Source organism: uncultured Kordia sp. (assembly GCF_947489565.1).
Classification (GTDB): Bacteria; Bacteroidota; Bacteroidia; order Flavobacteriales; family Flavobacteriaceae; genus Kordia.
The window spans coordinates 550,861-573,456 of record NZ_CANLEA010000001.1; the positions used below are offsets into that span (position 1 = coordinate 550,861).

The 22,596-nt window shown below is 34.6% G+C and carries 18 protein-coding genes; 17 read left to right on the top strand and 1 reads right to left on the bottom strand.

All coding sequences use genetic code 11. The features are described 5' to 3' along the window. Nucleotides 1-3: 3 nt before the first annotated feature. The 6 genes from sprA (at nt 4) to Q0845_RS02525 (ending at nt 12,292) form a co-directional block, all read left to right on the top strand. The gene (gene sprA / locus Q0845_RS02500) at nt 4-7,224 is read left to right on the top strand and encodes a cell surface protein SprA (RefSeq protein ID WP_298508604.1); all 7,221 of its coding nucleotides are present in this window, start codon (nt 4-6) and stop codon (nt 7,222-7,224) included. Between the two features lie 72 nt (nt 7,225-7,296). After that, a complete protein-coding gene (gene gcvH / locus Q0845_RS02505) occupies nt 7,297-7,677 on the top strand; it encodes a glycine cleavage system protein GcvH (protein WP_298508606.1) in 381 nt (126 codons plus the stop codon). Beyond that, nucleotides 7,670-8,062, top strand: coding sequence for a VanZ family protein (locus Q0845_RS02510; RefSeq protein WP_298508609.1), 393 nt, complete (start codon nt 7,670-7,672; stop codon nt 8,060-8,062). The genes gcvH and Q0845_RS02510 overlap by 8 nt, the downstream gene beginning before the upstream one ends. A gap of 54 nt (nt 8,063-8,116) precedes the next feature. Beyond that, nucleotides 8,117-8,833, top strand: coding sequence for an energy transducer TonB (locus tag Q0845_RS02515; RefSeq protein WP_298508612.1), 717 nt, complete (start codon nt 8,117-8,119; stop codon nt 8,831-8,833). Between the two features lie 108 nt (nt 8,834-8,941). After that, nucleotides 8,942-9,742, top strand: a complete 801-nt coding sequence (locus tag Q0845_RS02520) for an energy transducer TonB (protein WP_298508615.1) — start codon at nt 8,942-8,944, stop codon at nt 9,740-9,742. Nucleotides 9,743-10,180: 438 nt separating this feature from the next. Continuing rightward, a complete protein-coding gene (locus tag Q0845_RS02525) occupies nt 10,181-12,292 on the top strand; it encodes a gliding motility protein RemB (RefSeq protein WP_298508618.1) in 2,112 nt (703 codons plus the stop codon). Nucleotides 12,293-12,576: 284 nt separating this feature from the next. Here the strand turns inward: Q0845_RS02525 and Q0845_RS02530 are convergent, their stop codons facing one another. Next, entirely contained in the window at nt 12,577-13,479 is a 903-nt protein-coding gene (locus Q0845_RS02530; RefSeq protein ID WP_298508621.1) for an MBL fold metallo-hydrolase, read from the bottom strand. A gap of 230 nt (nt 13,480-13,709) precedes the next feature. Here Q0845_RS02530 and cyoE point away from each other — a divergent pair, with 230 nt between their 5' ends. From cyoE to Q0845_RS02585, 11 genes are all read left to right on the top strand, one after another. Further along, on the top strand, nt 13,710-14,621 hold the full coding sequence (gene cyoE / locus Q0845_RS02535) for a heme o synthase (RefSeq protein ID WP_298508624.1): 912 nt from the start codon (nt 13,710-13,712) through the stop codon (nt 14,619-14,621). 3 nt (nt 14,622-14,624) lie between these two features. After that, a complete protein-coding gene (locus tag Q0845_RS02540; RefSeq protein WP_298508627.1) occupies nt 14,625-15,206 on the top strand; it encodes a cytochrome c oxidase subunit 3 in 582 nt (193 codons plus the stop codon). A gap of 46 nt (nt 15,207-15,252) precedes the next feature. Next, the gene (locus tag Q0845_RS02545) at nt 15,253-16,338 is read left to right on the top strand and encodes a cytochrome c oxidase subunit 3 (RefSeq protein ID WP_298508630.1); all 1,086 of its coding nucleotides are present in this window, start codon (nt 15,253-15,255) and stop codon (nt 16,336-16,338) included. Between the two features lie 33 nt (nt 16,339-16,371). Continuing rightward, on the top strand, nt 16,372-16,770 hold the full coding sequence (locus Q0845_RS02550; RefSeq protein ID WP_298508633.1) for a cytochrome C oxidase subunit IV family protein: 399 nt from the start codon (nt 16,372-16,374) through the stop codon (nt 16,768-16,770). A 284-nt stretch (nt 16,771-17,054) separates the two neighbouring features. Further along, the gene (locus tag Q0845_RS02555) at nt 17,055-17,738 is read left to right on the top strand and encodes a hypothetical protein (RefSeq protein ID WP_298508635.1); all 684 of its coding nucleotides are present in this window, start codon (nt 17,055-17,057) and stop codon (nt 17,736-17,738) included. A gap of 4 nt (nt 17,739-17,742) precedes the next feature. Next, on the top strand, nt 17,743-18,450 hold the full coding sequence (locus Q0845_RS02560; protein WP_298508637.1) for an SCO family protein: 708 nt from the start codon (nt 17,743-17,745) through the stop codon (nt 18,448-18,450). A 4-nt stretch (nt 18,451-18,454) separates the two neighbouring features. After that, nucleotides 18,455-19,012: a DUF420 domain-containing protein gene (locus Q0845_RS02565; RefSeq protein ID WP_298508639.1), complete on the top strand. Its 558-nt coding sequence runs from the start codon at nt 18,455-18,457 to the stop codon at nt 19,010-19,012. Further along, nucleotides 19,012-19,245: a hypothetical protein gene (locus Q0845_RS02570; RefSeq protein WP_298508641.1), complete on the top strand. Its 234-nt coding sequence runs from the start codon at nt 19,012-19,014 to the stop codon at nt 19,243-19,245. Before Q0845_RS02565 ends, Q0845_RS02570 begins: the two co-directional genes overlap by 1 nt. A 132-nt stretch (nt 19,246-19,377) precedes the next feature. Then, entirely contained in the window at nt 19,378-20,079 is a 702-nt protein-coding gene (locus Q0845_RS02575; protein WP_298508644.1) for an ABC transporter ATP-binding protein, read from the top strand. Next, complete coding sequence (locus tag Q0845_RS02580; protein WP_298508647.1) at nt 20,072-21,304, top strand: ABC transporter permease; 1,233 nt, start codon at nt 20,072-20,074, stop codon at nt 21,302-21,304. Before Q0845_RS02575 ends, Q0845_RS02580 begins: the two co-directional genes overlap by 8 nt. A gap of 18 nt (nt 21,305-21,322) precedes the next feature. After that, the gene (locus Q0845_RS02585) at nt 21,323-22,585 is read left to right on the top strand and encodes an ABC transporter permease (RefSeq protein WP_298508650.1); all 1,263 of its coding nucleotides are present in this window, start codon (nt 21,323-21,325) and stop codon (nt 22,583-22,585) included. Nucleotides 22,586-22,596: the final 11 nt, after the last annotated feature.

Consider the following 22,596-nt stretch of genomic DNA (forward strand, 5'->3'; position numbering starts at 1 on the left):
ACTTTGGAAAACATTACCAACCTAATAACAAAACACACCAGGAATACGCTTGTCGTATTTGCTTTGTTATTTAGCACCATACTAGCGGCGCAAGAACCGACAACGCAGCCGCAAGACTCAACAAAAACGGGTTATGCTATTGGAAAAATAAAACTAAAAAATCCAACGAGCATTGTCTCAAAATATACCTATGATCCAAAAATAGATAGATATATCTACACGGAAACGGTAAGTAATTATGACATCCGATACCCATTAATCTTAACACCAAAACAATATCGTGAGCTATTACTTAAAGAAAGCATGAAAGGCTACTTTAAGGAAAAAATTGACGCGATTTCAGGAAAAAAAGATGGTTCGGAAGATGCACAGAAAAACTTACTGCCTAAATTTTATATCAACTCAAGCTTCTTTGAAAGTATTTTTGGTGGAAATACAATTGAAGTAATTCCGCAAGGTTCGGTAGCCATTGACCTTGGAGTGCGTTTCCAAAAAAATGACAATCCAGCTTTATCGCCGAGAAACCGAAGCAACTTAAGTTTTGATTTTGATCAAAGAATTAGTTTAAGTTTACTAGGAAAAGTTGGGGAACGACTAAAAATTAATGCAAACTACGATACAGAATCTACATTTGACTTCCAAAATCAGATCAAATTAGAATACACACCAACAGAAGATGATATCTTACAAAAAATTGAAGTTGGTAACGTAAGTATGCCATTAAACAGTTCACTGATCACAGGAGCACAAAGTTTATTTGGTGTAAAAACAGAATTACAATTTGGAAAAACACGTATCACAGGAGTTTTCTCTGAACAACGTTCACAAACCAGATCTATTACAGCACAAGGTGGTGGAACTATAGAAGAATTCGCATTATTTGCTTTAGACTATGATGAAGATCGTCACTTCTTCTTATCACAATACTTTAGAGATCGATATAATATTGCACAAGCAAACTATCCGTTTCCAAACACACCAGTAGAAATTACACGTGTGGAAGTATGGGTAACAAACAGGTCTGCACAAACTCAAAATGTACGTAATATTGTAGGTTTACAAGATTTAGGGGAATCCAATCCAGATAAGATGAGGACAACCCAAGCAATTATATTCAATGGTGCTGCTCTTGATGCATTTCCAGACAATGAAAATAACAGGTACAACCCTGAAGCTATTGGTTCTGCGAATTCAGTTTTACTAGAGTCAATTCGTGATATTGCTACTATTCAACAAGGATTTGGAGCAGTTTCTACGAATGTGCAGCAAGGCTTTGATTATGTATACTTGGAAAATGCAAGAAAACTGAATGAGAATGAATATAAAATTGACACAAAATTAGGATACATCTCTTTAAATCAGCGTTTAAGTAATGATGAGGTGTTGGCTGTGGCATTTCAGTATACCGCAAACGGACAAGTATATCAAGTTGGTGAATTTGCTAATGGAGGAATTGATGCAACGCAAGTAACCGATACAGATGCAAATGGTAATGCAACTCAAATTCAAAATCAAAACTTAGTTGTAAAACTTCTAAAAAGTGCCATTACGGAAGTTGAAGATCCAATTTGGGACTTAATGATGAAAAACATCTACTCAACAGATGCATACCAATTAAGTCCAGAAGATTTCAGATTAAATATCTTATACACCGATCCTTCTCCTGTAAACTATATTACAGCCGCGGAAGGTGGACCTGCATTACCTGCAGATGTGGCAGATGAAATATTACTAAGAGTATTCAATTTAGACCGATTAGATATCTATCAAAATCCACAAGCAGGTGGAGATGGTTTCTTTGATTATTTACCCGGAATTACAGTCGATCAAGAGTTTGGACGCATTATATTTACCACGGTTGAACCATTTGGAGAATACTTATTCGAAAAATTAAGAAATGCAGCTTCGGAAGATTATAATGATCCCAACGACTACAACGCCAACCAATCACGCTATGTATACAGAGCCATGTATAAAGAGACGAAAGCAGGTGCGTTAGATGATGCTGAGTTGAATAAATTCCAATTAAAAGGACGTTACAAATCACAAGGTGGCGACGGAATTCCACTTGGAGCTTTCAATGTGCCAAGAGGTTCGGTAGTAGTAACTGCTGGTGGACGTGTATTACAAGAAGGAATCGATTATACCGTAAACTATCAATTAGGACGTGTACAAATTTTAGATGAAGCCTTAAAAGCATCAAACACACCAATCAATGTTTCTGTTGAAAACAACTCACTCTTTGGTCAGCAAAACAAACGATTCACAGGAATTAATGTTGAGCATCAATTCAGTAAAGATTTCTTAATTGGAGCTACCTTCTTAAACTTAAATGAACGACCAATAACGCAAAAGGCAAATTATGGTGCAGAGCCTGTAAATAACTCTATTTTCGGATTTAACGGAAACTATTCTACAGAAGTGCCATTCTTGACACGATTGGTGAATAAATTACCAAACATAGATACAGATGTTCCTTCAAATGTATCTGTTCGTGGAGAATTTGCATATTTATTACCAGGAAGTCCAAAAAATGCAGATTTCCAAGGAGAAGCTACAGCATATGTGGACGATTTTGAAGGTGCACAATCGACCATAGATATCAAATCTCCATTAGGATGGTTCTTAGCCAGTACACCTGGAACACCAGGAAATACATTAGGTGATAACTTAGGTGGTGAATTTGGAAACGATCAATTAGAATATGGATACAACAGAGCAAGATTAGCTTGGTATACCATTGATCCTATATTTTACGGAAACCAAGCGCCAGGCGGAATATCTCCTACAGATGTATCTACAAGTGAAACACGTAGGATTTTTGTAAACGAAATATTCCCGCAAACAGATATTGCTCGTGGACAAACTACGGTACAAACTACATTAGATTTAGCGTATTATCCAAACGAAAGAGGACCATATAATAACAATCCAAGTTTTGCTGGGCAACCAGAACAAAACAATTGGGCAGGAATTATGCGTCCTGTAACAACGACAAACTTTGAGCAAGCAAACGTAGAATACATCCAATTTTGGGTGTTAGATCCATATTATTCTGAAGGTAATAACTCAAGTACAGGTGGAGAACTTGTTTTGAATATTGGTAATATTTCTGAAGATGTTTTGAAAGATGGACGTAAGCAATATGAAAACGGACTTCCGGAAGCAGATGCTGTCAATCCTTTAGTAACTCAAACAGCTTGGGGACAAGTACCGCAAACACAATCTTTAGTATATGCATTTGATTCAGATGATGCTAACAGACAAGTACAAGATATTGGACTCGATGGTTTAAATGATACGGAAGAAGCTGCAAAATATACAAACTATGCAGGTGAAGCCGATCCAGCAGCAGATAACTATCAATACTTCTTAAATGCAAGTGGAGATGTTTTAGAACGTTACAAAAACTATAATGGAACACAAGGAAACTCACCAATTACGGTAACAGATACCAATAGAGGTTCAACGACAGTACCAGATGTAGAAGATATCAACCGAGATCAAACGATGAACACGATTGATAACTATTTTCAGTTTAGAGTTCCTATCAGACCAAACTTAGATGAAGCTACAGAAACGTATATTACAGATGTGCGTTTGGTAGATGGTATTGAAACACCAGATCCAGGAGTAACAACAACTGCGCGTTGGATTCAGTTCAAAATTCCAATTACAGATTTCTACAAGCAAGATGTTGACGACCGAATTTCTTTAGATGATTTAAGAGCCATTCGTTTTATTCGTATGTATATGACAGGATTTAACGAACGTACAGTATTGCGTTTTGGAACACTTGATTTAATTCGTGGAGACTGGAGGCGTTACAACTTATCATTACAAGATAATGGCGATGATCCACAAGATGGAGCTGACGCAAACACACAATTTGATGTAAACATTGTAAACATCGAAGAAAACTCAAACAAACAACCAATTGGATACGTAATTCCACCAGGAGTAGTACGTGAACAATTGAACAATAACAATACGGTAATTCGTCAAAATGAGCAATCACTCGGAATGGTTTTATGTGATTTAGAAGCCGGAGATTCGCGTGGTGTATTCAAGAATATTGACATTGATTTACGACAATACAAAAACTTAAAAATGTTTGTGCATGCTGAAACACTAGCAGGACAAACACAGCAGCTTGCGGATGAACAAGCCGTAGCATTTTTACGATTTGGTAATGACTTTACACAGAATTACTATCAAGTAGAAATTCCATTAAATGTAACATTGCCAGATGAATCTTCTCCAGAAGATGTTTGGAGAAATGAATTTGACATACCGTTAGCATTGTTAACGCGAATAAAAGCGCAAAATTTCACGAACACGAATAGTGCTAATGAAGTGAAATATTATGATGAGAATGCTCAAGAAATTTTAAACCAATTTGAACCGTATGGAACGGACGAACGTATGCGTATTGCCATTATTGGTAATCCGACAATCGGTCGAGTACGTTCACTAATGGTAGGTGTAAAAAACGCGACAGCTACAGGCTTAGATGCAACAGATACGCCTGTTGGTGGAATTCCAATTTGTGGTGAATTCTGGTTCAACGAATTGCGTTTAGCAGAATTAGAAAATCGTGGAGGTTGGGCAGCAGTTGGTTCGTTAGATGCAAACCTTGCAGACTTTGCTACAGTATCAGCAACAGGAAGAATTAGTACAGTTGGTTTTGGAAACATTGAGCAATCGCCAAACGATCGAAGCAGAGAAGAGGTAAAGCAATATGATGTTGTTACCAATATGAGTTTAGGACAATTATTACCTAAAAAATGGGGAATTAAAATTCCATTCAATTATAGTGTTGGTGAAGAAATTATCACGCCAGAATTTGATCCATTCTATCAAGATATTAGATTGGACGATGCCATTGACGTTGAAACAACTGACGAAGGAAAAGAAAGGGTTCGAAACCGAGCGATCAACTATACCAAGCGAAAAAGTATAAACTTTATTGGGGTTCGAAAAGAAAGAGGGCAAGATCAAAAAGCGCGTTTCTATGATGTGGAAAATCTTACGCTTTCATATTCTTATAACGAAACCAAACATCACGATTTTGAAATTCAATCATTACGTGATGAAAATGTACGTGCAGGATTAGATTATAACTTTAACTTTCAACCAAAATCCATTGAGCCTTTCAAAAAGAATGATTCTTTATTTACAGGAAGATATTGGAAATGGTTAAAAGATTTTAACTTCAATCCATTGCCAACGAGTATTTCATTAAACTCAAATATTACTAGAAGTTTTAACGATCAAATATACAGAGATCCAACGTTGGGAGAAGATAGTCAATTGCCTCGTTTGCAACAGCGTAACTTCTTATTTGATTGGTCGTATGCAATCAACTATAATTTGACAAACTCATTGCGATTTAATTTCACTGCTGCAAATAATAATATTGTCAATAATTATTTTGACGAAAGTGGAGAGGTGAATCCAGATTTGGGTATATGGGACGGATTCTGGGATATTGGTGATCCAAACACGCATACACAATCGTTACAGTTAACCTATGATTTACCGCTGAATAAAATTCCAACGTTTAGCTTCTTATCAGCTTCCTATAGTTATACAGGAGATTTTAACTGGCAACGTGGTTCGGATGTATTACAAGAAGTTTCAGGAGAACGTTTAAACACCATTCAAAATGCAAACACGCATAACTTGAATGCTACGTTAGACATGACAAAATTCTATAAATACATAGGTTTTGTGAGAAAACGTAAAGGAAACCGAAAAACAAATCTAAAAACTAGAAATGCGCGTTCGCCAGGAGTTCCAGGCGATAAAGCAGCAGATCAGAACAGCAAAACGTCTAAAAATGCGAGTGTTGGAACAAAAGTATTTAACACAATAGTAGATATTGTAGGAAGTGTAAAGCGTATCAATATTAGCTATTCAGAAAATAATGGTAAAGTATTGCCAGGATATACACCTTCTATTGGGTTTATAGGAACATTAAAACCATCTCTCGGATTTGTATTCGGTAGTCAAGCTGATGTTCGATATGAAGCAGCGCGACAAGGATATTTAACTGAATTTACAGGATTCAACCAACAATTCACGCAAGTGCACAACAAAAACTTGGACATTACGGCGATGGTTGAGCCAATGAGAGATTTAAAAATAGATGTAGTAGCCAATCGTAACTTCTCAGAAAACTTCTCAGAGCAGTTCAATGTTCAAAATGGTGAATACATTTCTTTATCACCAAATGGAGCTGGAAATACCTTTGGAAACTTCGGAATCTCTACCTTATTAATAAAAACAGCATTTAAGCAGAGTGATGAAAATCAATCGGCAACATTTGAAGAATTTGAAAATAACCGAGAAATCATAGCAAGACGTTTAGCCGTTGCAAATGGGCAACCATTAACAGATACAGATGGCGATGGTTTCCCTGATGGATTCGGAAAAACAAATCAAGCCGTATTATTACCAGCGTTCTTAGCAGCGTATTCAGGAAAAGATGCAAACGACATCAAGCTTGGAGCTTTTAGAGATGTGCCAATTCCAAACTGGACAATAAAGTATACAGGATTGATGCGATTAAAATGGTTTAAAAAGCGTTTCAAACGTTTCTCATTAACACATGGATATCGTTCAAGTTATACCATCAATTCGTTTAGAAACAACTTAGATTATGATGCGGCAAATCCATTTGGAACAACGAATGTAGATCAAGGAGGAAACTTCCACAATCAAAACATATTCTCTAACATTAACTTAGTAGAGCAGTTCAATCCATTACTAAGAATTGATATGGAAATGAAAAACTCTGTTAAAATATTAGCAGAAGTAAAGCGTGATCGTGCATTATCGTTAAGTTTTGATAACAATCTGCTTACGGAGGTTTCTGGAAATGAATACATCGTAGGATTAGGATATCGTTTCAAAGATGTGCGTATTGATACACGTATTGCAGGAAAGAAAACAACCTTAAAAGGAGACTTAAACTTAAAAGCTGACTTATCATTACGAGATAATATTACCATCATAAGAAGCCTTGATTTATTTAACAATCAAGTAACAGCAGGACAAACACTTTGGTCGCTTAAATTCACAGCAGATTATGCGCTAAGTAGAAATTTAACGGCACTGTTTTATTATGATCATACATTCTCTGAATTTGCAGTATCTACAGCATTTCCACAAACAACCATTCGATCAGGAATTACACTTCGATACAATTTTGGAAATTAACAATAACAGAGGTTGAAAACTTAAAGAGAAAAAAGTACATTTGCTCAAAATAACACTAAAATAGCACACAAAATGAACATACCAGCAGATTTAAAATATACAAAAGACCACGAGTGGATTAAAATTGAAGGGGAAATTGCCATTGTTGGAATTACTGACTTTGCACAAGGAGAACTAGGTGATATTGTATATGTTGATGTTGATACTTTAGATGAAGAAGTAGAGAAAGATGAAGTTTTTGGTACCGTAGAAGCTGTAAAAACAGTATCTGACTTATTCATGCCGCTTACTGGAGAAGTAATAGAACTTAATGAGAAGTTAGAAGACGATCCAGAATTAGTAAACAAAGATCCTTATGGAGAAGGTTGGATGATTAAAATTGCCATCAAAGACGCTTCTCAAATTGAGGATTTACTTGATATAGAAGGTTACAAAGAAGTTGTAGGTGCTTAAATATATCTTTTCTGTTGGCGCTATTGCTTGGACAATTGCAATTACAATTTTAAGTCTAATAACGCTAAAAGGCCCGCAGGTATTACATTTTTCTTATGCTGATAAACTCATGCATGGAATCATATATTTCCTGTTTACTATCGCTTGGTTTTTAGCTTTTTCTAGAGGAATCACCAATGATAAACTGCAAAAAAATGCACTGCTTATAAGCGCTCTTTTTGCTTTTGTGTATGGGATCATCATAGAAATTATGCAAGAAACATTGGTTGAAAACAGACAAGGAGATTGGCAAGATGCACTTGCAAACACAACAGGCATAATATTTGCAATATTCATCATAAAATGGTTTATTGCGAAAAATAGAAAGTTAAAAACGCAGAATTAATTGTTATTTCTGCTAATAAATAATTAAATTAGCAACCATTAAAACTCTATTATTATGGAAGCAAAGAAGAATCCAGATGTTGACTTAAGAAAAAATAGTCTATTTTATCTAGCCTTAGGTTTAGCATTAGTGACATTCCTTATCTGGCAAGGTATGGAGTGGACAGCTTACGATGAAGTCGTAAAAGAAGAAACAGTTGACCTAATTGAAAGTGATGAAGAAGAAATGATCATCACGGAACAATTAACACAACCACCGCCACCGCCACCGCCACCAGCTCCAGAGATTATTGAAGTTGTTGAAGATGAAGAGGAAGTGGAAGAAACAGTAATCGAATCTACAGAAACAACAGAAGACGAAGTAATCGAAGAAGTTGAAGACGTAGAAGTGGTAGAAGAAGAAGAAGTTATTGAAGATGTACCATTCTCAGTAATTGAAGATGCTCCTATCTTTCCTGGTTGTGAAAAATTTACAAGTAAGGCAAAAAGAAAAAAATGTATGTCTGAAAAAGTGCAAAAGCACGTTAATAAAAAATTCAACACAGAATTAGCATCTGACCTAGATTTAGAAGGTGTGCAAAAAATCTTTGTTGTATTTAAAATTGACAGACAAGGAAACATTACAGATGTACGTTCAAGAGCGCCGCATCCAAGATTAGCAAAAGAAGCTGAGAAAGTAATTAAGAGCCTTCCAAAAATGAAGCCTGGTAAGCAAAGAGGTAAGCCAGTAGGTGTAAATTACACGTTACCAATCGTTTTCAAAGTACAATAAGTTAAGAAAACATTAAAAGATATAGAAAGCCCGAGCAAAATGCTCGGGCTTTTTCTTTTTGGTACGTTTCTTGATGTTAACACAACATTAACATTAAAACCGATTAATATGAAAAATGCAACTCACAACAAAGATGTGAATGCTAACGGTGTACACGAAAGTCACCTTGCTAAAAAGAACGACTTAAAAGGAGAAAAAAACTCTTTATTAAGATTCTCAGTGAGCCTCATGCTGAGTTTATTTATTATTTACACACTATTTCAAGTACAAACAACTGATGCTGCTCCAAAAGTAGCAGAAAATGTAGATCCAATTGAAGACGACATGACGTACGTGCCAGTCTTTAAAGAAGAAGTGGTTGTGGTCAAAGAATTAAAGCCTGAGCCAGAAGTTCAGACTAAACTTATCACTAATGAAGTGAAAGTGGTAGAGAACGATCACAAAGATCTTAAAGAAACGGTCTTAAAAACAACATCAGAGCCAGTAGAAGTTACTTCGTTAGTAGATGTTAGTACTGTTGAAGTTGAAGAAACTGTTGAAGTTCCTGAAGAAATTCCTTTTGCTTTTATTGAAGATGCGCCAATCTATCCAGGTTGTGAAAAATACAAGAGCAAAGAGAAAAGAAAAAAGTGTATGTCTGAAAAAGTAGATAAACTGATCAGACGTAAATTTGATTCAGGTCTTGCAAATGAATTAGGATTGGACGAAGGTGTAAAAAGAATCAATGTATTATTCATTATTGATGAAAACGGAAATGTAACAGGAATTCAATCACGTGGTCCGCATCCAAAATTAGAAAGAGAAGCAAAACGTGTTATTAAATTACTTCCGAAAATGGAGCCAGGAAAACAGCGAAATAAAAATGTAAAAGTTAAATATACATTGCCTATTATGCTTAAAGTAGATTAGTAAGAAATACATAGTATACTAAAAAAGGAAAACCGAGTTATTAACTCGGTTTTTTAGGTATACTTTCTGTGACATATCATTACATTAACATTAAAACCGATTATTATGAAAAATGTCAACTTAAAGCCTTTTGTAAATGTTACCAAGACTTACAAAGGTCATTTAATCAGAAAGTATGATACAAAAGTACGAAAAAGTAATTTATAGAGCTTTTATTAAGCTGAATTAATGACTTTTATCGGCATATATTTGCTTTTTTCTGCTAAATAGCAGGAATTTTGCATCTTCTTAAGATAAAAATAGCGAAAAAAACACCTCAAATTTTTTTGATAGTGTTAAAAATGACCTCACTTTTTAAAAATCTGACATCATAACAAGGACGAATGAATCAATTTTTTGTGAAAATATAGTATCTTTCGCATTCATAAATCCTCAAACATGCAGCGACTCAAAGCGTCTATTTATCTACTTATATTTTTAGCATTTCAATTCGCATTAGGGCAAACTTCTAATAACGATTATGAAAAATATCCTGTATTTAAAGAATGTGAAAATGTAGACATTGCAGATCTTGAAAATTGCTTTAATACGACACTCAGAACATTCATCAATTCCAACTTCAAAGAACCAGAAATTGTCAGCAAAGAAAAATACACTGGCGAATTGGTCGTTTTGTTTGAAGTTACGAAAGAAGGAAAATTTAAAGTACTCTATGTCGATGCAGTATACGAAGAGTTGAAAACAGAAATAAAACGTGTTTTTGGTTTATTGCCAACAGTACAACCATCTACTTATAGCGGAAAACCAGCCTATCTACAATTTACAATAAAGTTAGAAATTCCATTAGGAAGTTTAGAAGCTATCGAAAAACCCAAAACACTTGAAGAAAAAGAAAATGAACTAGAGTCAGTGGCAAAAACAGAGTTTGATACTGTAAATGACGAATTAGTTCCGTACGAAGACGAATTGTATGCGAGTAACTTAAACATCCCTTTTTCGCATGATATGTACGCGTATTTTGATCGCCAAATCAATTTGGTAGGTACAAACAGTCACACAGCTTCGAAACCGTATTTATACAATACAGTTTCTAATTATTACGACTTTAATGCACAACAGAGCAAACTTAAAAAACAAGCTTCTTCTTGGGTTGGACGTAAATTATGGAATGAACATCTAGTTACGGTAAAAGGTGAAAATTACTGGTTTGTGTTAGATCCTATTTTAGATTTACAATTAGGGAAAAATACAGGTGGTGAAGTCGATTATACGTATAACAATACCAGAGGACTTCAAGTGCAAGGAGGATTAGGAAAAGGATTCAACTTTGGAGCTACTGTTTTTGAAAGCCAAGGTCGTTTTGCAGATTATGTAAACAGATATGCAGAAAGTATTCGACCAGCAGGAGGAAATCCAGCAATTATTCCCGGTCGCGGAATTGCCAAAGAATTCAAAACAGATGCGTATGATTATCCAGTAGCAGAAGGCTATATATCGTATTCGCCAAACAAAATGTTCAATGTGCAATTTGGACACGGCAGAAACTTTATTGGAGATGGATATCGTTCGTTATTTGTAAGTGATGCGGTAAGTCCGTATCCATATCTAAAATTAAACACTTCTTTCTGGAAAATAAAATATACCAACACTTGGATGTGGTTGCGTGATGTGCGTCCAGAAGTAAATGAAGATGGTGCTTTCTTAACAAAATACATTGCGAATCATTTTTTAAGTTGGAATGTATCCAAAAAACTAAACTTAGGTTTCTTTGAATCTGTGATTTGGAAAAATGACAACAATCGCGGATTTGATATCAATTACGTAAATCCAATCATATTTTATCGTGCGATAGAATTTTCTACAGGATCACGTGCCGGAAATGCTATAGTAGGACTGAGTTCAAAATACAAATGGAATGATAATGTAAATTTCTATGGGCAATTTATTTTGGATGAATTTTCATTAAACGACATCAAAGCTGGCAATCAAAGTTGGAAAAATAAATTTGGATTTCAACTTGGGGCAAAATATTACAATGCATTCAAAGTAGATAATTTACTCTTGCAATTAGAGTACAATCAAGTGCGCCCATACACGTATTCACATAATGAAGTAGCTACAAACTACGGACACAATAACCAATCGTTAGCGCATTTGTGGGGCGCAAATTTCCGCGAAGTAGTCGGAATTGCACGATACAATCGCGATCGTTGGTATGGAAGCGCAAAACTAATTTACGGACAACGAGGTTTAGATTTTGACCCAGCAATCGACAATGCGAGTTACGGAAGCAATATATTTATTGACAATGATAATCGTATTGGAGATACAGGTGTAGAATTATTACAAGGAAACAAAACCAATGTGCTTATAGGTGATTTAAATGTTGGGTACATTGTAAACCCAAAAACCAACCTAAAAATCTTTGCAAATGTTACGTACAGAAGTTTCAATCCAGATGCAAATACATTAGTCGATTTTAAGGAAAATACAACTTGGTTTAATTTTGGGATTCGTACCGATATTTTTAATTGGTATTTTGATTTTTAACATTGCTGTTCCATTTTTTTTATTAAATTTGTTAAAGCCTCGAAAAAAATTAACCACAAGATATCTTACATTCTTGTACGCCCAAACCTATTATTAGAATGATTAAGCCGTTTTTCATCTTACTCCTCATTTTGCCATTTATATATTTAGGATATAAGTCTCTTGATTTAGCAGTTTATAAGCGACAAACAGACCCTAACTATACCGTAAAAGAGTATCCAGTGTTTATATTGTGCTGTGCTTTCTTTGTAATCGCAGGCATTATCATTGCAAATTTTAAAATGTTAATTGATATTTTGTAGACTTCTGTAAAAAGTTTTTCTCAAAACCTCACCGGAGATAAACCAATCACCATATCCTAAGTCGTCGTACTTCTTAGTAATAGCTGTGTTTTTGGTTACTTCTTCTTCAGTTTTACCTGCTTTAATTTCAGCCATTACATTTTTTTCAATACTTTCTAGCATTTCTAAATACGATTGTAATTCTGCTTTATTAGAAATATTTCTGTGTCCAGGAATAATCTTAGTGTCATCGTTAATAACAAGTAGTGCCTTTTTAATAGCCGCAATATATCCTTGTGCGCTTCCGCCAGAACTCAAATCGATATAAGGATACTTTCCTTGAAAATAAGCATCGCCGGTATGCAATACATTACTTTCTGTAAAATATACCATGGCATCGCCATCTGTATGTGCTTCGTGAACATGGAAAATAAAAATGCTTTCGTTATTAAAAAAGAAAGAAACATCTTTTGAAAAAGTGATAATAGGTAAAGCTTCTTTAGGAGACGCTTTCTTAGTTTTGTTTCGTTCTTTATTAAATTGATCCATACTCATGCGCTTTCTTACATTTTCATGCGCTACAATCACAGCTCCTTCTTTTTGCATATTTTCATTTCCGCCAGTATGATCGCCATGCCAATGTGTGTTAATTAAGAATTCTACTGGCTGATCGGTAATCTCTTGAATTGCTTTTAAAATCTTTGGAGTCAAATGTGCAAACTGGTCATCAATCATAAAAACACCGTCTTCTCCAACCGAAATGGCAATATTTCCACCTTGTCCAACAAGCATATATACATGGTCTGTAACTTTAGTGACTTTAATTTGAACTTCTTTCTTTTGTGCGAATCCAATAGAAACTGAACATAAAAAAATAAGCGATAAAGTAGTTTTTAAAAATTTCATCTGTCTGTTTTTAAGTGATTAATTTTGTGAGATGGAATTCGCCGAGAATCGATTCATAATTCTGGTTCATTTCATACAATAGATTTGAGACAATAGTCGTTGAGAAATCTACTTCCTTTCCAAAGATAAAAATAGAAAAGTAAATACTTTGAGAAAAGGAGTAAAACTCTTTGAAAATCATTGCATACAAAGGATTAGTATTCTATCTTTGCAGGAATTTACCAAGGTTGATGAAAACGGCATTGAATACACTTAAAAAAACATACTCATTTGCTTCAGTAATTGAAGATTTTAAACAGCTTACAAAGGTTGGATTAGCAATCAGTGTAGTCTTCTCTTCACTAGCAGGATACTTATTGGCTGTTGGATCAGATGGTTTTAGTTTTAAAATCTTAAGTCTACTGGCTTTCGGAGGGTATTTTATGGTTGGCGCTTCAAACGCATTTAATCAAATCATAGAAAAAGATTTGGATGCAAAAATGGATCGTACAAAAAATCGTCCCGTAGCATCAGGTCGTATGTCTGTAACAACAGCATTCATCATTGCAGCACTATTCACCATATTAGGAATCGGAATTTTATACATTATCAATCCAAGAACAGCAATGTTTGGTGCGATTTCTATTTTCTTATATACTTGTGTGTATACACCATTAAAAACAAAAACACCATTAGCGGTATTTGTTGGCGCATTTCCTGGAGCCATTCCATTCATGTTAGGTTGGGTTGCTGCAACAAATCAATTTGGTATTGAACCTGGAATTCTATTCATGATTCAATTCTTTTGGCAATTTCCACATTTTTGGGCCATCGGTTGGTTCTTATATGACGATTATAAAAAAGGTGGGTTTTTTATGCTGCCTACAGGTAAAAAGAACAAAGCAACAGCATTGCAAATCATCATGTATACAGTTTGGTTAATTTTAATCTCAATATTTCCAGTTTCAGGACTTACGGGGGAATTAAAATTATCGATTGTAGCAGCAGTGTTGGTATTCTTAGCTGGAGTTGGATTATTATATTATGGAATCCGATTATATAAAAACATGGACAACAAATCTGCCAAAGCTTTAATGTTGGCAAGTGTTGGGTATATTACGCTAATGCAAATAATATTTGTGGTAGATAAATTTTTACAATAAACTATGGATTTAACGCAAGGGACATTTCAAGAAAAGAAAGCGAGATCAAGGAAAATGATGTTGTGGTTTGGTATGATTAGCATGTTTATGATGTTTGCCGGATTGACAAGCGCCTATATTGTGAGTCAAGAACGTCCAGATTGGTTAAAAACACTGATATTGCCAAAAGCTTTTTTCTATAGTACATTGGTAATCATAGCGAGTAGTATTACATTTCATTTGGCAAAAAATGCTACACAAAAAGGAAAACAACGTGATGCGGGAATGTTTTTAGTGGCTACACTAGCGCTCGCAATTGCATTTGTAATTTTACAGTTTGTAGGGTTCAATGAAATCATTGCAAGCAAGTTTTATTTTACGGGAAGTCAAAGTACGGTAACAACGTCTTTTATCTATATCATAACTGTAACACACTTACTGCACGTCGCTGCTGGTATTATAGTGTTGTTAGTTGTAATTTATAATCATTTTAAACAAAAGTATAAACAAGGGCAAACACTTGGTTTAGAACTAGGTGCAATGTTCTGGCATTTCCTAGATATATTGTGGGTCTTCTTGTTTTTATTTTTATATTTCTTAAGATAAGAAAAAAACGTAAATTTGAACAATTTTTTAAAAATGTAAACTTTTTATGGAAGCTACTGTTTCAAATACAGGCACAGAAGGTAAAGTTTGGGGAGGCGGAAATAAGCCGCTCAACGCCAGCTATGGAAAAATGATGATGTGGTTCTTCATCTTGTCGGATGCATTGACATTCTCAGGATTTTTAGCCGCATACGGATTCTCAAGATTTAAATTCATTGATTCATGGCCAATTGCCGATGAAGTATATAATCACTTTCCTGGATCACACGGAGATAATCCAATGTACTTCGTAGCATTAATGACATTTATATTAATTGCTTCTTCGGTAACAATGGTATTGGCAGTAGATGCTGGACATCATATGAACAAGAAGAAAGTAACTTTCTATATGTTTCTTACCATTATTGGTGGAGGAATCTTCTTAGGTTCGCAAGCATGGGAGTGGACAAACTTTATCAAAGGTTCTTATGGAGCTTTAGAAACTAAAGGTGGTCAAATACTTCAATTTGTGGATACACGTATGGCAGAAGGTGATGAAAAAATGCACCGAGTTTCTGTAGAAGACTTTGCACATGCTTCACACAAAGAAAGAGTACAACACGAAAGTAAAGATGGTCTTTGGTTTGTTTCAGAACCAGCATTGCCTAAATACTCTGTACAAGATGTAGTAACAGGATTCAATGCAAAATCACACTTAGCAGTTCGTACACAAGAATTAATGCCAAATATTGAGCGATTAAAAGCTTCTGGCGATCCAGCAGATGCAGCAAAAGCAGCAAGCTATGAAAGTAAGTATGTAAATGCAGATCAAACAGGACAAAAAGGTGTGTTGACCAGAGCTGAATCTGAAAAAGCATTAAAAGATGCCGTAGTATATGTAAAAGGTGCAAACCTTATCCATAATGAGTACGGAAATAGATTATTCGCAGATTTCTTCTTCTTCATTACAGGATTCCACGGATTCCACGTATTCTCAGGAGTAGTGATCAATATCATTATTTTCTTCAATGTAATTTTAGGAACATACGACAGAAGAAAGAATAATTATGAAATGGTAGAAAAAGTTGGGCTCTATTGGCACTTTGTCGATTTAGTTTGGGTATTCGTATTTACCTTCTTCTACTTAGTTTAATAAAAATATATATCAAAGAAATTATCATATATCATGGCACACGATCACGGACATACTGAACATAAATTAGCCATATTTAGAGGAACTTTAAAATTCAAGTCTAACGTTCAGAAAATTTGGGGCGTTTTAATCTTCTTATCTATAGTAACAATTGTAGAAGTTGGATTAGGTATTGTAAAACCTGCATTCCTTATTGAAAACTATTTCATTGGAATGAAATATTTAAACTGGATATTCATCATCTTAACATTGGTGAAAGCGTATTATATTGCATGGGACTTTATGCACTTACGTGATGAAAAGAGTTCATTAAGAAGAGCCGTAGTTTGGACAGGGATATTCTTAATATGCTATTTAATGTTTATCTTATTACAAGAAGGTACTTATATTGAAGGTGTAAAAACAAATGGATACATCAAGTGGAATTTCTAAAATGACACAAAACATATAAAGAAAAGGCAGTAAAATTTACTGCCTTTTTTTATGCTTGAATTTCAGAGAATCATCGCATGCATGCTAAAAAATGATTTTCCAAATCGTATCTAAAAAGAAGACCTGTTAATTCTTGCTAAAAACTAAAAAAAACGAAAGATTATAGCGGTAAATCGCGAATCGATTTTTATTTTTGCAGAACGAAAGTTTTAGCAGGAAATATTACTGAAAATCAACTGTTTTGCAACTGCTATATAACTGATTACAAATGTTAATACTGAGATATGAAAAAGAAGGTTATTTTAGGAGTTCTATTCTTACTACCTATATTTATTGTGTTACTTCTTCTTTTTACCAATCACAATTATACGCCACTTCCTGTGATCAAAACAAACGTATCCGATTTGGTGAATTACGAATCGTATGAAAAGAGAGATACCATTCAATTTGATGGAAAAATTACCATTCTAGGATTTTTAGGAAGCAATGTAAAAGATAGAAGGATTAATGTGCTAAATCTGAATCAAAAAATATACAAGCGCTTTAGTGGATTTAAGCACTTTCAACTTGTTATGTTGGTGACTCCAGGACAAGAAGAAGAAATAAAAGGCTTAAAACAAGAAATTAGCCGTTTTTCAGATGAACTTAAATACTGGAATTTCTTAGTTGTAGACAACCCAGAACTCAATCGTATTTTCCTCGGATTAGAATCTCCATTAACATTAGATGAATACAATAGCTCAGACTATATGTATATCATAGATAAAGACAAAAACTTACGCGGTCGTTTTGACGATCGTTCTAAAGTTGAATTACGAGAAGGTGTCGCAAAATACATGCTTCATGGTTATAATACTACCATAATCTCAGACCTTTCAGGGAAAATGACAGATGACTTGCGCATTCTTTTTGTGGAGTACAGAGGTAAAAAATCTGATGAAAGAAGAAACGAAGACTTGAAAAAATAAAACAATGCAAAAAAAGAACTATTCATACATCGGAATCGCATTCATTATCTTAGTTTTTGGAATCATTTTCATTCCAAGAATTGTCGATAAAATCAGTAAAGGTGAAACGGTAGAAAAAGATCGCATGAACATTGTAGGGAAAGAGCGAAATACAAAATTACTCTACCTTAAAATTGACGATAAAGCACGAAGTGTTCCAGAATTCTTATTTACAAATCAAGACAACTTAGAAATCTCAAATCTAGATTTTAGAGGGAAAGTTACGGTGATGGAATTCTTCTTTACGACATGTCCTACTATTTGCCCTGTAATGAATAACAATATGCGTTTATTGGACGATGAATTTCATGAAAGAGACGATTTTGCAATCGGATCATTTACCATTGATCCAGAAAAAGATACGCCAAAAGTATTAAAAGAATATGCAGAACGTTACGGTGTAAAATCACTCAATTGGCATTTCTTAACAGGTGATTTGAAAAAATTACACGAATTATCAAACAAAGGCTTTAATATCTTTACAGGAATCAACCCGGAAGTAGCAGGCGGTTTTGAACACCAAGGATTCTTTGCTTTAATTGACAAAAACGGATTCATACGTTCGCGTAAAGACAATCATGGAAATCCTAAAGTCTACTATCAAGGAACAGATCCGAAAGAGATAGAAATGCTAAAAGAAGATATTAAAAACTTATTGGACGAAGAACAGTAAAAGTATGGAAGCAGCAAACGACATCGAAAAGAAATATAAAAAATGGATCGTAATATTATCTGTTGCCATTCCATTAGTAGTAGCCATTTTATTTGGTGTAAAACTAGAAGGTGTAAAACCGCTAACGTTTTTACCACCAATATATGCTACCATTAACGGAATTACGGCAGTTGTATTAATTGCTGCGGTTATAGCGATTAAAAACAAAAAAGTAAAGTTGCACGAAACTTTAATGAAAATTTGTATTGGGCTTTCAGTAGCATTTTTGGCGATGTATGTAGCCTATCATATGACTTCTGAATCTGCAAAATTTCAAAACCCAGATCAACTCACAAGAGGAATCTATTTCTTTATCCTGATTTCGCATATTGTATTAAGTGTAGCTATCATTCCATTGGTGTTAATCACTTATGTAAAAGCCTTAGCAAAACGATTTGATAAGCACAAAAAAATAGCAAAAATCACCTTTCCAATATGGTTATATGTAGCAATAACGGGAGTTGTTGTTTTCTTAATGATTTCATCTGATAAAGCTGAATACGCAATAAATGCAATGCAATAATGAAAAAGAAATATGCCATAGTACTCATTATAGTCTTTCTATACGCACTTCCGTTAGATGCGCAATGTGCTATGTGTAGAGCTGTTTTAGAATCCGAATCCAATGTAGCACAAGCCAAAGGTGTTAATAATGGAATCGTATATCTTATGGCAATTCCTTATGTGCTCGTTGCACTTACAGGATTCTATTTGTATAAAGTGTACAGCAAAAAGAATGCAGTAAAAAAATCATAATTTTTTGTAACGAAATCGTGTTTAGGTAGTCTTATACATAATATCATCAATACAAAAACAAGATTAACACAATATTAATAATACATATAATTCCAAATATGTAATATTGTGTTAATAAATACCTAACCAATTATGATTCAGATTAATGAATTACACAAGTCCTATCGTATGGGAAGTAATGAGCTTCATGTACTAAAAGGAATCAACCTTGATATAAAAGAAGGAGAATTTGTATCCATCATGGGGTCTTCTGGTTCAGGAAAATCTACACTATTAAATATTATTGGAATGCTTGATGTAGCTGAAAGAGGCGAATACATATTAGACAATGTTCCAATTGAAAATCTAAGCGAAAAGAAAGCAGCCATATATCGCAATAAATTCTTAGGATTTATATTTCAATCGTTCAACTTGATCAACTATAAAAATGCGGCTGAAAATGTGGCATTGCCATTATATTATCAAGGAATTTCACGAAAAATAAGAAAAGAAAAATCATTATACTATCTAGAAAAAGTAGGACTTGCAGATTGGGCGCATCACTTGCCAAGTGAACTTTCTGGAGGACAAAAACAACGTGTGGCAATTGCACGCGCCTTGGCTTCTGAACCAAAAGTTTTGTTGGCAGATGAACCAACAGGAGCTTTAGATACCAAAACTTCGTATGAAGTAATGGACTTTTTGCAGGGAATTAATGATGAAGGAAAAACTATTTTGGTCGTAACACACGAGCCAGATATTGCCGATATGACAAAACGTATTGTGCAGCTAAAAGATGGTGTTATTGAAAAAGATACATTTGTAGAACAAGTAAGAGCTTCAGAGCATGTTTGATTTAGACCGTTGGCGGGAAATATTACAAACCATCAATAAGAACAAGCTAAGAACGCTCTTGGCTGGTTTTACGGTGACGCTTGGAATCTTGATTTTTACGATTCTCTTTGGAATGGGAAATGGGCTAAAAAACACATTCTACGAAGCATTTCAAGACGATGCACAAAATACCATTTTCATTTATCCAGGATTTGCCAAAAAACCATTCAAAGGATTTAAGGAAAACAGACGCATTGAGTTCGAAAACGAAGACTTAGACTTCCTAAAAGAAAAATTTGAAGGACGTATTCAACACATAACAGCGCGTATTCGTAAAGGAGTTACTGCAAAATATAAAAATGAATACGGAAACTACACCGTACGCGCAGTACATCCATCACATCAATACATAGAACAAACCGATATAGAAAAAGGACGTTATGTCAATGAAAACGATATCAAAACAGATGCTAGAATCGCCGTTATTGGACGTTTGGTAGAAAAAGATTTGTTTGGAAACGAAGATGCGCTAGGAGAATATTTCAATATTGAAGGAATCATTTATAGAGTAGTAGGTGTGTTTAGTGATAAAGGTAGTGGCGATCGTGAAGAACGTACGATATATACTCCGGTAAGCACAACGCAACTCATCTATAAAAACACAGAAAAAATTGACCAGATCAATTTAATGTATGATATCAATATTGGGGCAAATGGAGCACGTAAGCTTTCTAAAGAAATTGAAAAAGAATTAAAAAAGAAACACAATGTTGCGCCAAGTGATCAAAACGGAATTTATGTAAGGAATCAAATTGAAGACTTAGAAGAAACACTCAATGTTGCCAATGTATTACAAATCATCGTACTCTGGATTGGTATCGGAACGCTATTCGCAGGTGTTATTGGAATCAGTAACATCATGGTATATATTGTAAAAGAACGTACCAAAGAACTAGGAATTCGAAAAGCATTAGGTGCCAAGCCAAGTTCTGTAATCGGAATGATTTTGCAAGAAACGATTGTCGTCACATTATTATTTGGATACATAGGCTTGCTCATAGGAAATCTCATACTGAATTCCATGGGTAACAAGCTAGAAGATTGGTTTATAACAAACCCAAATGTAAGTCAAGGAACAATTATTGGAGCCACCATTATTTTGGTGCTATCAGGACTCATTGCAGGATACATTCCAGCGAGAAGAGCTGCTAAAGTAAAACCAATTGTAGCATTGAGAGACGAATAAAAAGAACCAAGAAACAACATGAGATTTATATTTACAAGAGATACTTGGCAAGAAATTTTCGGAACCATTCGTAAAAACAAACTACGAACGGCTATCACTATTATTGGTGTTTTTTGGGGAATTTTACTTTTTGTGGGACTTCAAGGGGCTGCAAAAGGTATGGAAAATGGATTCGATTATACCTTTAAAGACTTGGCTACAAACAGTATTTTTCTTTGGGGACAACAAACTGGAATTCCGTACGCAGGATACAACAGAAATAGAACCATTCGTTTAGAACTTAATGATACCTATCGAATCGCAAATCAGGTTGAAGGTGTGCAATTTGTAGTGCCACGTAATGCAAAAGGAATTTTTGACGGAGCTGCACCTTTGGTTGTGAATAAACTAAAATCAGGAAACTATAAGGTTTTTGGAGACTATCCAATTATTGATAATGTATCAAAAAAGAAGCTGCGAAAAGGACGTTTCTTAAATCATAAAGATATTTCGTCTAACCGTAAAATATGTGTGATTGGCGAACGTATCGAAAAAGAACTCTTTGAAAAAGACGATAATCCCATAGGACAATACATTAAAATTAGTAATATCTATTTTCAAATCGTAGGTGTGTACAAAGAAAATAATACAGACTTCTTTGAAGGAGACGATTCTATATTTATCCCATTTACCACGTTCAAAAAAGTATTCAATACAGGAAACAGAATTGGATGGATGGTTATTGCAGGATATCCAGATGAAGATATTGTTGCGATTGAAGAAAAAACAAAAGAACTACTAAAAAGAAGATATTCTGTACATCCAAATGACGAAAGAGCTTTTGGAGCAGCAAACTTTGGAGAAATGTTTGGGAAGATTACAGGATTTGTCAAAGGATTAAAATTTACGGCGCTAATTGTAGGAATTGCTACAATACTAGCAGGTGTCATCGCTATTGGAAATATATTGTTAATTACAGTAAAAGAGCGAACAAAAGAAATAGGAATCAGACGTGCTTTAGGAGCAAAACCGGGAGAAATTAGAGGACAAATTATTTTAGAATCTGTATTCTTAACGCTAGTTGCAGGAATTTTAGGAATGACGGTTGGCGGATTGTCGTTGTCAGTGTTAAATAATTTTGCTAAAAGTTGGGACGATTTCCCATTTATGAATCCAACGGTAAGTTTACAATACATCGGATTTGCCATTGCGATCATGGTCATACTAGGAACTTTAATAGGACTCATACCTGCGCAACGTGCCGTAAGTATTCGGCCAATAGAAGCACTACGAGAAGAATAAAAATATATCAA

Excerpts from the sequence above, each read along its gene's own strand:
- gcvH (WP_298508606.1), top strand. The coding sequence starts at position 7,297 with ATGAACATACCAGCAGATTTAAAATATACAAAAGACCACGAGTGGATT.
- Q0845_RS02515 (WP_298508612.1), top strand. The coding sequence starts at position 8,117 with ATGGAAGCAAAGAAGAATCCAGATGTTGACTTAAGAAAAAATAGTCTA.
- Q0845_RS02520 (WP_298508615.1), top strand. The coding sequence starts at position 8,942 with ATGAAAAATGCAACTCACAACAAAGATGTGAATGCTAACGGTGTACAC.
- Q0845_RS02525 (WP_298508618.1), top strand. The coding sequence starts at position 10,181 with ATGCAGCGACTCAAAGCGTCTATTTATCTACTTATATTTTTAGCATTT.
- Q0845_RS02530 (WP_298508621.1), bottom strand. The coding sequence starts at position 13,479 with ATGAAATTTTTAAAAACTACTTTATCGCTTATTTTTTTATGTTCAGTT.
- cyoE (WP_298508624.1), top strand. The coding sequence starts at position 13,710 with ATGAAAACGGCATTGAATACACTTAAAAAAACATACTCATTTGCTTCA.
- Q0845_RS02540 (WP_298508627.1), top strand. The coding sequence starts at position 14,625 with ATGGATTTAACGCAAGGGACATTTCAAGAAAAGAAAGCGAGATCAAGG.
- Q0845_RS02545 (WP_298508630.1), top strand. The coding sequence starts at position 15,253 with ATGGAAGCTACTGTTTCAAATACAGGCACAGAAGGTAAAGTTTGGGGA.
- Q0845_RS02550 (WP_298508633.1), top strand. The coding sequence starts at position 16,372 with ATGGCACACGATCACGGACATACTGAACATAAATTAGCCATATTTAGA.
- Q0845_RS02555 (WP_298508635.1), top strand. The coding sequence starts at position 17,055 with ATGAAAAAGAAGGTTATTTTAGGAGTTCTATTCTTACTACCTATATTT.
- Q0845_RS02560 (WP_298508637.1), top strand. The coding sequence starts at position 17,743 with ATGCAAAAAAAGAACTATTCATACATCGGAATCGCATTCATTATCTTA.
- Q0845_RS02565 (WP_298508639.1), top strand. The coding sequence starts at position 18,455 with ATGGAAGCAGCAAACGACATCGAAAAGAAATATAAAAAATGGATCGTA.
- Q0845_RS02570 (WP_298508641.1), top strand. The coding sequence starts at position 19,012 with ATGAAAAAGAAATATGCCATAGTACTCATTATAGTCTTTCTATACGCA.
- Q0845_RS02575 (WP_298508644.1), top strand. The coding sequence starts at position 19,378 with ATGATTCAGATTAATGAATTACACAAGTCCTATCGTATGGGAAGTAAT.
- Q0845_RS02580 (WP_298508647.1), top strand. The coding sequence starts at position 20,072 with ATGTTTGATTTAGACCGTTGGCGGGAAATATTACAAACCATCAATAAG.
- Q0845_RS02585 (WP_298508650.1), top strand. The coding sequence starts at position 21,323 with ATGAGATTTATATTTACAAGAGATACTTGGCAAGAAATTTTCGGAACC.